The organism is Microbacterium paraoxydans, assembly GCF_900105335.1.
Taxonomy (GTDB): domain Bacteria; phylum Actinomycetota; class Actinomycetes; order Actinomycetales; family Microbacteriaceae; genus Microbacterium; species Microbacterium paraoxydans.
In genome coordinates this window covers 2,383,161-2,395,313 of record NZ_LT629770.1, presented here as the reverse complement: position 1 = coordinate 2,395,313, position 12,153 = coordinate 2,383,161, and the positions used below count along the sequence as shown (strand labels likewise).

At 70.6% G+C, this 12,153-nt stretch carries 11 protein-coding genes; 5 read left to right on the top strand and 6 right to left on the bottom strand.

Annotated features, from left to right (window positions below; all coding sequences use genetic code 11):
• Positions 1-62: 62 nt before the first annotated feature.
• From BLU02_RS11850 to BLU02_RS11830, 5 genes are all read right to left on the bottom strand, one after another.
• Positions 63-1,058 (bottom strand): LacI family DNA-binding transcriptional regulator, encoded by a 996-nt coding sequence (locus BLU02_RS11850; protein WP_060922871.1) that lies wholly within the window; start codon positions 1,056-1,058, stop codon positions 63-65.
• A gap of 128 nt (positions 1,059-1,186) precedes the next feature.
• On the bottom strand, positions 1,187-2,617 hold the full coding sequence (locus BLU02_RS11845) for a GH1 family beta-glucosidase (RefSeq protein WP_174521447.1): 1,431 nt from the start codon (positions 2,615-2,617) through the stop codon (positions 1,187-1,189).
• A gap of 5 nt (positions 2,618-2,622) precedes the next feature.
• The gene (locus BLU02_RS11840; protein WP_025103981.1) at positions 2,623-3,513 is read right to left on the bottom strand and encodes a carbohydrate ABC transporter permease; all 891 of its coding nucleotides are present in this window, start codon (positions 3,511-3,513) and stop codon (positions 2,623-2,625) included.
• A complete protein-coding gene (locus tag BLU02_RS11835; RefSeq protein ID WP_025103982.1) occupies positions 3,510-4,550 on the bottom strand; it encodes a carbohydrate ABC transporter permease in 1,041 nt (346 codons plus the stop codon). The genes BLU02_RS11840 and BLU02_RS11835 overlap by 4 nt, the downstream gene beginning before the upstream one ends.
• A gap of 94 nt (positions 4,551-4,644) precedes the next feature.
• The gene (locus BLU02_RS11830; RefSeq protein WP_060922864.1) at positions 4,645-5,961 is read right to left on the bottom strand and encodes an ABC transporter substrate-binding protein; all 1,317 of its coding nucleotides are present in this window, start codon (positions 5,959-5,961) and stop codon (positions 4,645-4,647) included.
• A gap of 232 nt (positions 5,962-6,193) precedes the next feature.
• Between BLU02_RS11830 and BLU02_RS11825 the strand changes: the two genes are divergently transcribed.
• The 3 genes from BLU02_RS11825 to purQ all read left to right on the top strand — a co-directional run bounded on the left by BLU02_RS11825 (position 6,194) and on the right by purQ (position 7,818).
• Entirely contained in the window at positions 6,194-6,724 is a 531-nt protein-coding gene (locus BLU02_RS11825; RefSeq protein ID WP_060922863.1) for an adenine phosphoribosyltransferase, read from the top strand.
• A 141-nt stretch (positions 6,725-6,865) separates the two neighbouring features.
• Positions 6,866-7,114: a phosphoribosylformylglycinamidine synthase subunit PurS gene (purS, locus tag BLU02_RS11820; protein ID WP_025103985.1), complete on the top strand. Its 249-nt coding sequence runs from the start codon at positions 6,866-6,868 to the stop codon at positions 7,112-7,114.
• Positions 7,111-7,818 carry a phosphoribosylformylglycinamidine synthase subunit PurQ gene (gene purQ / locus BLU02_RS11815; RefSeq protein WP_060922862.1) on the top strand — a complete coding sequence of 236 codons (708 nt, stop codon included), beginning with the start codon at positions 7,111-7,113 and terminating at the stop codon, positions 7,816-7,818. Before purS ends, purQ begins: the two co-directional genes overlap by 4 nt.
• A gap of 97 nt (positions 7,819-7,915) precedes the next feature.
• Here the strand turns inward: purQ and BLU02_RS11810 are convergent, their stop codons facing one another.
• A complete protein-coding gene (locus tag BLU02_RS11810; protein WP_083370989.1) occupies positions 7,916-9,172 on the bottom strand; it encodes a YyaL domain-containing protein in 1,257 nt (418 codons plus the stop codon).
• Between the two features lie 214 nt (positions 9,173-9,386).
• On the opposite strand from BLU02_RS11810, the gene BLU02_RS11805 reads away from it, so the two are divergent.
• Together BLU02_RS11805 and BLU02_RS11800 are read left to right on the top strand one after the other, a co-directional pair.
• Positions 9,387-10,283, top strand: a complete 897-nt coding sequence (locus tag BLU02_RS11805; protein ID WP_060923499.1) for an SDR family oxidoreductase — start codon at positions 9,387-9,389, stop codon at positions 10,281-10,283.
• A 173-nt stretch (positions 10,284-10,456) separates the two neighbouring features.
• A complete protein-coding gene (locus tag BLU02_RS11800; protein WP_060923500.1) occupies positions 10,457-12,118 on the top strand; it encodes a glycoside hydrolase family 13 protein in 1,662 nt (553 codons plus the stop codon).
• The last annotated feature ends 35 nt before the right edge of the window (positions 12,119-12,153 follow it).

Below are 12,153 nucleotides of genomic sequence, written 5' to 3'. Positions count from 1 at the left end.
GGCACCACCGAGGCCCGGTCGTTCCGCGACCGGGCCTCACCCGTGTCCGCGGTCGGTGCGGCTCAGGCGGAGCCGCGGACGACGAGCTCCGTCGGCAGGATGGTCGTCCGAGGCGGGTCCTCCCCCGCGAGCCGGGAGAGCAGCACCTGCGTCATCGCCTCGCCCTGGGCGTACATGGGCTGGCGCATCGTCGTCAGAGGCGGATCGGTGGTGAGGGCCACCGAGGAGTCGTCGAAGCCGACGAGTGCGATGTCCTCAGGCACCCGCACCCCGGCACCCCGCAGCGCCGTGAGCGCTCCGCGGGCCATGAGGTCGCTGGCGACGAAGATCGCGTCCGGTCGCCCTTCCGCGAGCAGACGGCGGGCGGCATCGGCTCCGCTCGCCTCGCTGTAGTCGCCCTCCTCCTCCGCGAAAGGAGACAGCCCCGCGGCGGCGAGCGCGGCGCGGAACCCCTGCACGCGGTCGGTCGACGAGGGCATCGTGAGCGGACCGGAGATCGTGGCGATGCGCGTGCGTCCGATGTCGACGAGGCGCTGCGTGGCCGCCCGCGCCCCGGCGACGTTGTCGACGTCGACCACGTAGTCGCCCTCGGCCCGCCGCACCGGGCGGCCGCCGTAGACCACGGGGACCGCGTCGGCGATCCGGTCGACGAACGCGTCACTCGTGTGGTGCGACACGATGAGCGCGCCGTCGACGCCGCCATTGCGCACGAAGCTCGTCATCTTGTCGCCGGGGTCGTCGCTCGCGATCAGGAGGTTCAGCAGGTAGTCGGAGCTGCGGAGGGCGCCGGTGATGCCGGCCACGATCGCCGCGAAGAACGGGTCGCCGAAGAATCGGGTCGTGTCCTCGGGGACGATGAGGGCGATCGCGTGCGTCTGCCGGGAGGCGAGCGAGCGCGCGGCGCGGTTCGGCACGTAGTTGAGCTCGTCGATCGCGGCGCGCACGGCGGCGAGCGCTTCCGGGCTGACCGCGGTCGACCCGTTGACCACGCGCGACACGGTCGACCGGGACACGCCGGCGGCGGCCGCGACCTCCTCGATGGTCGCGCGGGGCGACATCATCGCTTGCTCTCTTCCATCGCCCCATTCTCATCCACCCGGAGCCAGGCCGTGAAAACCCCCGCTTCGAATCGCCCGATTGGTCCCATTTCGGCCGCAGATGGGGCCAATCGGGCGATTCGAACGGGTCAGAGGGACCGGGCGGCGATGATCCGGGCGTACTCGCGGCCGGAGTCCTTGACCGTCCGCTCCTGGGTGTCGTAGTCCACGCGGACGATCCCGAAGCGCTTGTCGTAGCCCCAGGCCCACTCGAAGTTGTCGAAGAGGGACCAGTAGAAGTAGCCGCGGACGTCCACGCCACTGTCCCTGGCGTCGAGCACGGCGTCGAGGTGCGCGCGCAGGAACGCGGTGCGGTCGGCATCGGGCACCCGCGTCTCCCCGTCCTCCACCACGACGGTGTCGTCGTAGGCCGCGCCGTTCTCCGTCACCGAGAGCACCACGCCCGCGGGCTCGGCGTACTCGGTCCAGAGCCGCTGCAGCAGTCGCGTGAGTCCCTCCGGCTGGACCTCCCAGCCCTGGGCGGTCCGCGGTAGTCCGCGCTCGACGGCATGGATGCCCTCGTGCGAGGGGTACGGGCTGCGCGTCACGTGCGCCGTCTCCGGGCCGCTGGACACCGCCGCGTCCTCGGGCCCCGTGCCGGACACGAGGTCGCCGTGGTAGTAGTTCACGCCCTGCGTGTCGATGGGCTGGGCGATGGTGTCGAGGTCGCCCTCGTGCACCGCCGCCTCGAACCGCGCCACGGCCTCGGGGTCCACTGCACGGATGTCCTCCGCGGTGTCGGCGGGGTAGGCGCCGCGGTAGATGGGGTCGAGGAACCACCGGTTGAACTGGCCGTCCAGCCGCCGGGCGGCGTCCACGTCCGCGGGGTTCTGCGGGTCGGCGGGATCGGCCACCGTGTGGTTCAGCGTGATGCCGAGGTTGAGGGAGGCGTCGCGGCCGCGGAGCTCGCGCACCGTCGCGCCGTGCGCGAGGAGCAGGTGGTGCGAGGCCAGCAGCCCCTCGGCGACGCTCGTGTGCCCTGGCGCGTGCTCGCCCCCGGTGTAGGAGAGGAAGGACGAGCACCACGGCTCGTTCAGCGTCGTCCACACGTTCACGCGGTCGCCGAGGGCGTCGTGCATGGTGCCCGCGTACTCCAGGAAGCGGTCGACGGCGTCGCGGTTCGTCCAGCCGCCGACCTCCTGCAGGGCCTGCGGCATGTCCCAGTGGTACAGCGTGAGCCAGGGCAGGATGTCGGCCGCGAGGAGCTCGTCGACGAGGCGGCTGTAGAAGTCGACCCCCGCCCGGTTGACCGCGCCACCGTCCGGGCGCACCCGCGACCACGAGGTGGAGAAGCGGTACGTCTGGAGCCCGAGCTGCTTCATCAGCGCGACGTCCTGCGGATACCGGTGGTAGTGGTCGCACGCCACATCCCCGTCGTCGCCGCCGACCACGGCCCCCGGCACTCGGCAGAAGGCGTCCCAGATGGAGGCCGTCCGCCCGTCCTCGAAGGCGGCGCCCTCGATCTGGTAGGCCGCGGTCGCCGCGCCGAAGAGGAAGTCCGAGGGGAAGGCACGCGTCATAGGGGTCATCCTTTCACCGCGCCCGCCATGATGCCACTGACCAGCTGCCGCCCCGCGATCACGAAGAGCACGAGGAGCGGAAGGGTCGCAAGCACCGCGCCGGTGAGCACGATCGAGTAGTCGATGTAATAGCCGGACTGCAGCTGGCTGAGCGCCGTCTGCAGCGTCGGGTTCTGGGGGGAGAGCACGATCAGGGGCCAGAGGTAGTCGGTCCAGGCGGTCATGAACGTGAACAGTCCGAGGATCGCCATGGCCGGCCGCGCCGCGGGCACCCCGACGGTGAGGAAGGTGCGGAACTGGTTCGCGCCGTCGACCCTGGCAGCCTCGATGAGCTCGTCCGGGATCACGTCCACGAGGTACTGCCGCATGAAGAACACCCCGAAGGCCGTGACGAGGGTCGGCACGATCACCGCACCGATCGTCCCCGTCCAGCCGAGTTCGCGCATCAGCATGAACAGCGGGATGATGCCGAGCTGCGTGGGGATGGCCATGGTCGCGATCACGAACACCATGAGGCCGTCGCGCCCGCGGAAGCGGAGCTTCGCGAACGCGTAGCCGGCGAGGGTCGAGAACGTGACGACGGAGATCGTGATGATCGTCGAGATGAGGAACGAGTTGCCCAGGGCGAGCCAGAACGGGATCGCGTCGAACACTTTCGCCGCGTTCGCGAGGAAGTTGCCGCCGGGGATGAGGGGCAGGGTCTCGCCGCGGGTCGCGTTGGTCCCGCTCGCGACGACGAACGACCACCACAGCGGGTAGGCGCCGCCGATGACGAAGGCCGCGAGGAGCCCGTAGGTGAGGAAGCCCGGGCGGCTGCCGAGGCCGGCGCTCCCGCTCGCGGTGCCGCGCCGGCGGCGGATGCGCTCCGGCACGCTGAGGGCCTGGGTGGCGGTCATCGCGCCTCCTCCTTCCCAGTCGGGCGGATGCGGCGTCGGGCCGCGCGGTTCTTCGGGGCGTCTCCGGTGGCGATGCGCCGGGAGATCAGGAAGTTGATGAGGCCGATCGCGACGATCAGCAGGAAGAGCAGGATCGCGACGGCCGAGGCCTCCCCGAGGTTCCGGCGGAAGAACGCCAGTTCCCAGAGGAACAGCACGGTGGTCTGGAACTGCCGATCGCTGCCGCCGATGCCGCCCGCGGTGGAGACGTCGAACAGCCGCGGCTCGGCGAAGATCTGCAGACCGCCGATGGTCGCCGTGATGATGACGAAGATCAGCGTGGGGCGGATGGTGGGGATCGTGATGGCGAAGAACCGCCGCACCGCCCCGGCACCGTCGAGTGCGGCCGATTCGTAGAGGTCGCGCGGCACGGCCTGCATCGCGGCGAGGAGGATGAGGGCGTTGTAGCCGGTCCAGCGGAAGTTCACCATGACCGCGATCGCGATGTGCGACAGGACCGTGTCGTGCTTCCACTGCTGATCGGCGATGCCGACGAGGTTGAGGAGGTTGTTGGCCAGCCCGTCCGCCTCGTTGAAGATGCTGGAGAAGATGATCGCCACGGCGACCGGGGTGACCACGAACGGGATGAGGACGCTCATCCGCCAGAACGTCGGCGTCCGCAGCCCGCGGTCCAGCAGGTACGCGATCACCAGGGCGACGGCGAGCTGCGGGATGGCGGAGAGCAGGAAGATGCTCAGCGTGTTCCGGATGGAGTTCCAGAACATGCCGTCGCCGAGGATCGCCGCGAAGTTGCCGAAGCCGACGAACGGTCCCTCGCCCTTCAACAGGTCCCACTCGTGGACCGCGACCCACACCGTGTACAGCAGCGGGAAGAGGCCGATGAGCCCGAAGAGGAGGAAGAACGGGGAGATGTAGAAGTACGGCGAGGCGCGGTGGTCGAAACGGGAGACGCGGGTGCGCCAGGAGCGTCGCGGCGGAGCATCCGCCGCTGCGGGGGCGGCGGCCTGCGGCTCCGCCGGCGGGGCGGTGAGGGTCATGGGCGTGTCCTTTGCCGGGCTTCGACAGGCTCAGCCACCCACTCGGGGCGCTGAGCATCCCCTCTGGGGCGCTGAGCCTGTCGAAGCGAGATGATCAGCCGACGAGGTCGTTCAGGAGGCCGATCGCCTGGTCCCAGGCGCCCTGCGTGTCGGTCTCGCCGCGGTCGAGCGCGCTCAGCGCCGGCCCGAAGACGTTCTCCTGGATCACCGAGTCATCGGCACCCTTGAACTGTGCGACGACGCCCTTGGCACGCTCGGCGAGGATGGCACCGGTCGGCGCGTCGTTGAAGAACTCGTTGGGCGTGGCCTCCTCGGCGAGGGACTCCTGCGCCTTGATGGTCGACGGGAAGTTGCCCGCGGCGGCGGACTGCTTCACCTGCTGCTCGGGCTGCGTCAGCCAGTCGGCGAGCTCGGCCGCGGCCTCCTTGTGCTCCGACGACTCCGGGATCGAGAGGAACGCGCCGCCCCAGTTGGCCGCGCCGCCGGGGAAGACGTCGGCGAAGTCCCAGCCGGTCGACGCGTCGCCGCCACCGGCCTCGACCTGGCCCTGCACGACGCCGAGCATCCAGCCGGGGCAGACGAAGGTGGCGAAGGTGCCGTCGACGAACGACTTGCCGCCGTTCCAGTCCCACGCGGTCTGCGCCGCGGACTGGCCGCCCTCGGTCGCGGCGCCGAGGAGCTCGAAGCGCTCCTGGAGCTCGTCGTTGCCCTCGACGTTCAGCTCGCCGTCGGCGGTGTAGTAGCCCTCGTCGAGCTGGTTGACCATGGCGTTCCAGACGAAGCCGGAGTGGTCGTACCAGGCCTTGCCGGTCTTGGCCGTGTAGTCGGCGCCGACCTGGAAGTAGTTCTCCCAGTCGCCGTTCAGCAGCTCGGCGACCGACTCGCGGTCGCTGGGCAGGCCGGCGGCCTCGAACGCGGCGCCGTTGTAGCAGATGCCGCTCGGGCCGATGTCGGTGCCGTAGCCGATGACGCGGCCCTCGGCGTCGGTCGCCTGGCCGTACTTCCAGTCGACCCAGTCGTCCTTGCGGTCCTCGATGCCGTAGTCGCGCAGGTCGACGAAGGTGTCCGAGACGTCCATGATGGCGCCGAGCCAGCCCTCCTCGATCGCGACGATGTCGCTGAGTCCGGAGCCGGCGGCGATCTTGGTGAAGGCATCGGTGCGGGCGTTGCCACCGGTGTCGATGTTGGTCGCCTCGATCGTCACGTTCGGGTGCGCCTTCTCGTACTCCTTGTAGAGGTCGTCGTAGCCGAAGGTTCCGAAGGTGGTGACGGTCAGTGTGACCTTCTCGTCGGCGCTGGCGCCGGAGTCGCCGTCGCCGCCGGTGCTGCCGGAGCAGCCGGCGAGGGCGAGAGCGGAGACGGATGCCACGGCGGCTGTCGCCAGGATCCGGGTGCGGGCACGTGAGTTCACGGTTCACTCCTTTGTGGGTTCGTGCGGGTGGTGGTGCGTGGGGGCTTGTGGGAGCGCTCCCACAAGGTTGTCGTGAACTCTATGGGAGCGCTCCCACGATGTCAAGGGTGCGGGATGGCCGCCGGTCCCCGTTCACAACTCAGGAGAACTGGGATCCGACGCCGCTGCTCGAGCGCCGCCGGCCCGGAGCCCGCGAATTCTCCGGAGTTGTGAACCGGCGTACCCTTGTCCGGTGCCCGAAGCCACGCTCTCCCCTGCCCTCGCCCGCGCCGAATCCCTGATCCGCAGCATCCCGGACTACCCGGAGCCCGGCATCATCTTCCGCGACATCACGCCGCTCCTCGCCGACGCCGAGGCCCTCCGCGTGACGACCGAGGCGATCATCGAGCCCTTCGCGGGGCAGTTCGACGTGGTGGCCGGCATCGAGGCGCGGGGCTTCATTCTCGCCGGGGCCGCCGCCATCGCCGCGGGCGTTGGGCTGATCCCGATCCGCAAGGCCGGCAAGCTCCCCCGCCCCGCCGCCTCCGTCGACTACGCTCTCGAGTACGGCACGGCGACCATCGAGATGCACGACGACCTGCCCGCGGGCTCCCGCGTCCTCCTCATCGACGACGTGCTCGCCACCGGGGGCACCCTGGCCGCCGGTCGGCAGCTCGTGGAGCGTCTCGGCAGCCACGTCGCCGGCATCTCGGTGCTCTTCGAGATCGACGGCCTCGGCGGCCGCGACACGGTCGGCGACCTCCACACCGTCTTCCACTCCTGACCCGAGACCCCGGTTTCTCGCCGACACCCCGGGATAGCGGCGCGCGCAGGACGGGGTGTGGGCGAGTGCCCGGGGTCTCAGCGGAGCATCGACGAGCGGTAGACTGAACCCGCCCGTCCGCCCGCGACTCTTGGAGCCGTCATGCCCACCATCGTCGTCGACGTCATGCCCAAACCCGAACTGCTCGACCCGCAGGGGAAGGCCGTCTCCGGCGCCTTCGCCCGCTTGGGCGTCGAGGGCTTCACCGACGTCCGCATCGGCAAGCGCTTCGAGCTCACGGTCGAGGGCGAGGTCACCGACGAGGTCCTCGCCGAGGCCCGCCGCATCGCCGACGAGGTCCTGTCGAACGCCGTGATCGAGGACGTCGTGGGCGTCGAGGTGGCGGAGTGACCGTCCGCATCGGCGTCGTCACCTTCCCCGGCTCGCTGGACGACGTCGACGCGCAGCGCGCCGTCCGCATCGCGGGAGCCGAGCCGGTCGCCCTGTGGCACGGCTCGCACGACCTCGAGGGCGTCGACGCCCTCGTCCTCCCCGGCGGGTTCAGCTACGGCGACTACCTCCGCGCCGGAGCCATCGCGGCCCTCTCGCCCATCATGAACGAGGTCAAGGACGCCGCCGCGAAGGGCATGCCCGTCCTCGGCATCTGCAACGGCTTCCAGATGCTCGTCGAGGCGCACCTGCTGCCCGGCGGACTGATCCGCAACAACCACCAGCACTTCGTGCGCCGCGACCAGAAGCTCACGGTCGAGAACTCCGACACCGCCTGGACCAACGCCTTCCGCACCGGCCAGGAGATCGTGATCCCGCTGAAGAACGCGGACGGCGGCTACATCGCCGACGAGCAGACGCTCGACCGCATCGAGGGCGAGGGTCTCGTGGCGTTCCGCTACGCCGGCGTGAACCCGAACGGCTCGCTGCGCGACATCGCGGGGCTGACGAATGAGGCGGGCAACGTCGTGGGGCTCATGCCGCACCCCGAGCACGCCACGGAGCCCGGATTCGGTCCGGACACCGCTGTCGCGATGCGCAGCGGCGTGGACGGCCTCGACTTCTTCACGAGCGCGATCGCCGCCGTCGCCCGCGTCGCCGCCTGACACCTCCCTCGACCCACCCCTCTGCGCGCCTCCCACCCCGTTGTGGGCGGGCGGAACGGGCCGGGGCGACCGTAAGGGGCCGGGTCGACAGGCGAGGTCAGGGGAGACGGAACGGGTTGTCGCCGACGGCCGCGAGCAGGTACCAGGCCGTCGTGCCGGTGTGCAGGCTCGCGTAGTAGAGGTCGCCGAACCCGGAGTCGAGTCCGTCCGTCGAGGTCGCCACGATGCCCTTGCCGTCGCCGTTGGGTGCGTCGCGCTGCACCAGCCGGATGTCGGCCAGCAGCTCCTCCGCGCGCTCTTGGTCGCCGGCGGCTCCTCGCTCCTGCAGCGCGAGGGCGAGGTGCCCGCTGCCCTCGAACCAGACCTTCGACACGTCCACGTCACTGATCGACGGGCCCCGGTACGGTCCGTCCTGGGCCACGAGGTGCGCGAGCGTCCAGTCCACGGCCGAGCCGTATCGGGCGTCCCCGGTGCCGAGCAGGCTCCACGTCTGCGCGTCGAGCGGGATGGGACGGGTGTTGATCGTGCTGCCGTCGAGCAGCGTCCCGGTGTCCACGTGCCCATCGGCGCTCTGCATCGCCGCGACGAATCCGGCCGCCACCGCCGCGCGCTCCGCCCACACCCCGTCGTCCGTGAGCTGGGCGAGCTGCGTGAAGAACCCCGCGATGTCGCTGTTGTGCTCGGTGGATTTCCACTCCAGCGGCACCCCGGCATCGGTCTGCCCGCCGGTGTAACCGTAGGGTGCCCGCGTCATGTCGGCGGTGTTGTCCTGGATCCACTCCGCGATGCGCACCGCGCCGTCGAGATACCGTGCCTCCCCCGTGGCGTGGAAGAGGCGGGCGAGCGCCATGCCCACCCAGGCCTGATTGCCGGTGAAGGTGCCGGGCCCGGTGATCTCCATCCGGCCCTGACGGATGCCGTGCGGCTCGTACGAGGTGCGGACGCGGCCGTCGCCGACGGGGTCGTTCTCCTGCACGAAGAGGAGGGTGTCCGCGACGGCCCGCGCGCGGCGCAGGTCCTCCGGCAGGCCGCGGGCCGTGTAGGCGATCACGACGAGGGCGTCGTCGTACACGAAGGAGGGGGTGAAGTCCCACGACGGCGTGGTGAAGAACCCGCCCTCGTAGCTGCGCGGCAGGCAGCGGCCCTCGCCGTCGCAGAACTCGTCGACCCGCGCGTCGAGGAACTCGTACGCGAGCGCGACCGAAGCCGCGGGGTCGTTCACCGGGTCGGCCGGGGGCTGCGCGCGGGCACCGAACGCGTCGGACACGGCGGGGGCGGCGCCGACGAGCACGGCGCCGACGACGAGCGCGGCCACGACCGCCCAGGGCGCGGATCGGCGGGCGGAAGCGGACATCACGACCTCTCGACGGCAGGACCCCCGGGGGACATGCCGCGAGCGACACGGGGGATGCTCGTCACCCTGTCATGACAAGAGGCACCAGGGGAAGTGTCTTTCGGCCACATGCGCGTGTACCAAAGCGACCGGATGCGTGCAAGGCGTTTGCCGCACCCGGAGCACGGCGCGCACGATGGTCATCCCGTCCCCGACCTCCCGGAAAGGACACCCCATGTCCCGCGACCAGTACACCTTCACCAACCCGGTCGAGCTCTACGCCGACATCCAGCCGCAGAAGCAGCACATGCGCGAGCCCGGTCTCGACGCCGACCTCACTCCGAAGGCCGACCTCGGCGAGGAGTCGTACCGCGGCACCGGACGGCTGACCGGGCGCAAGGCACTCATCACCGGCGGCGACTCGGGCATCGGCGCGGCCACCGCGATCGCGTTCGCCCGCGAGGGCGCCGATGTCGCGATCTCCTACCTCCCGGAAGAGGAGGAGGACGCGAGCCGCATCGCCGGCATCCTCCGCGAGGCGGGAGCGACCGTCGCCACGATCCCCGGCGACCTGCGCGACCCGGAGTACTGCCGCACCCTGGTGGCCGAGGCCGTCGCGGCACTCGGCGGACTCGACATCCTCGTCAACAACGGCGGCAAGCAGGTTTTCCAGGAATCCCTCACCGATGTGACCGACGAGCAGTTCGACGACACGTTCAAGACCAACGTGTACGCGATGTTCTGGATCACGAAGGCCGCCCTGCCGCACCTCCCCGCAGGGTCGACGATCATCAACACGACGTCGATCCAGGCCTACTCGCCGTCGGACATCCTCGTCGACTACGCCTCGACGAAGTCGACCATCAACGCGTTCACGAAGGGCCTCGCCCAGCAGCTCGCGCCGAAGGGCATCCGCGTGAACGCCGTGGCTCCGGGACCGATCTGGACCCCGCTGCAGCCGAGCGACGGGCAGCCGCAGGAGAAGATCGCGCAGTTCGGCCAGGACACTCCGCTCGGCCGGATGGGTCAGCCCGCCGAACTCGCCCCTGCCTATGTTTTCCTCGCCTCCCCGGAGTCGAGCTACGTGCTCGGCGAGACCCTGAACGTCAACGGCGGCATGCCGACGCCCTGACCCTCGTCCCCCGTCGACCCACCCCCTTCCGTTCCTCCCGGCCCGTTCCGGTCGTCCGCAAGGGGGTGGGTCGGACGGAAAGGGGTGGGTCGGCGGAGAGGGGGAGAGAGGGCTCCGAACCGTTTCGATACCTGTGGTGGCGGGACTGTAAGCGTTTGCAGTAGCCTGATCGCATGGCACAGCTCGAACAGATCGCAGCCCCCGGTTCCGAGTGGTGGCGCAGCGCCGTCATCTACCAGATCTACCCCCGCTCCTTCGCGGACGCGTCGGGCGACGGCATCGGCGACCTGCCGGGCATCACGAGCCGCCTCGACGCCCTGCAGGAGCTCGGCGTCGACGCGATCTGGCTCAGCCCGTTCATGACGAGCCCGCAGCGCGACGCCGGCTACGACGTGGCCGACTACCGCGACGTCGACCCGTTGTTCGGCACGCTGGCCGACTTCGACGAGATGCTGGCATCCGCCCACGCCCGCGGCATCCGGGTGATCGTCGACCTCGTCCCCAACCACTCCTCCGACCAGCACCCCTGGTTCCAGGAGGCGCTCAAGGCAGCGCCTGGCAGCCCGGAGCGCGCGCGCTACATCTTCCGCGACGGCCGCGGCGAGAACGGCGAGCTGCCTCCGAACAACTGGGAGTCGGTGTTCGGCGGCGGCATGTGGCAGCGCGTCACGGAGGCCGACGGCACCCCCGGCCAGTGGTACCTGCACATCTTCGACGCGACGCAGCCGGACTTCGACTGGAACAACGAGGAGGTGCAGGAGGAGTTCCGCTCGATCCTGCGCTTCTGGCTCGACCGCGGTGTCGACGGCTTCCGGGTCGACGTGGCCCACGGCATGATCAAGACCGAGGGGCTGCCCGACTACACGCCGCCGACGGACGCCGACTCCATGGGCGGCGGCGAGTCGAACGTGCCGTACTGGGGTCAGGACGGCGTGCACGAGATCTACCGCGACTGGCACAAGGTACTCGCCGAGTACGACGGCGACCGCGCCCTGTGCGGCGAAGCCTGGATGCCGACGCTGAAGGAGACCGCGCTCTGGGTGCGTCCGGACGAGATGCACCAGACCTTCAACTTCCCCTACCTGATGACGGCGTGGGACGCGAAGGCGCTCGGCGACGTGATCCGCGAGTCGCTGGACGCGTTCGGCGCGGTCGGCGCCCCCAGCACCTGGGTGCTGTCCAACCACGACGTCGTCCGGCACGCCACGCGCCTCGCCCTCACGATCGACAACCCGCAGGGCGAGGGCATCGGCCCGAACACTCCGGACAAGCCCGACACCGCCATCGGCCTCGCCCGCGCCCGCGCGGCCACCACGCTGATGCTCGCACTCCCCGGATCGGCCTACCTGTACCAGGGCGAGGAGCTCGGGCTGCCCGAGGCCATGGAGATCCCGGACGAGTACCGCCAGGACCCGACGTGGTTCCGCACGAACGGCGAGCGCTACGGCCGTGACGGCTGCCGCGTGCCGCTGCCGTGGGAGGCGGAGGCTCCCGCCTTCGGCTTCAACGACACCGGCCTCTCGTGGCTCCCGCAGCCCGCGGACTGGGCGGCCTACGCCCGGGACGTCGAGGAGGTCGACCCGGCGTCGACCCTGGCCCTGTACAAGCGTCTGCTCGCCGGCCGTCGCGAGTTCCGATTCGGCACCGGGTCGCTGGTGTGGGAGGACGCCGGTCCCGATGCCGTCGCCTTCCGTCGCGGCGAGGTGCACGTGCTGGCGAATCTCGGCACGGCTCCGCTCGACCTCCCGGAGGGCGCGGTCGTCCTGCTCCGCAGCCAGCCGTTCGACGGCCCCGAGGTCCCCGTCGACACCGCCGTCTGGTACACCAAGGCCTGACACCCGCTGCGCCCGTGGCGCGCTCCACCCGGGGC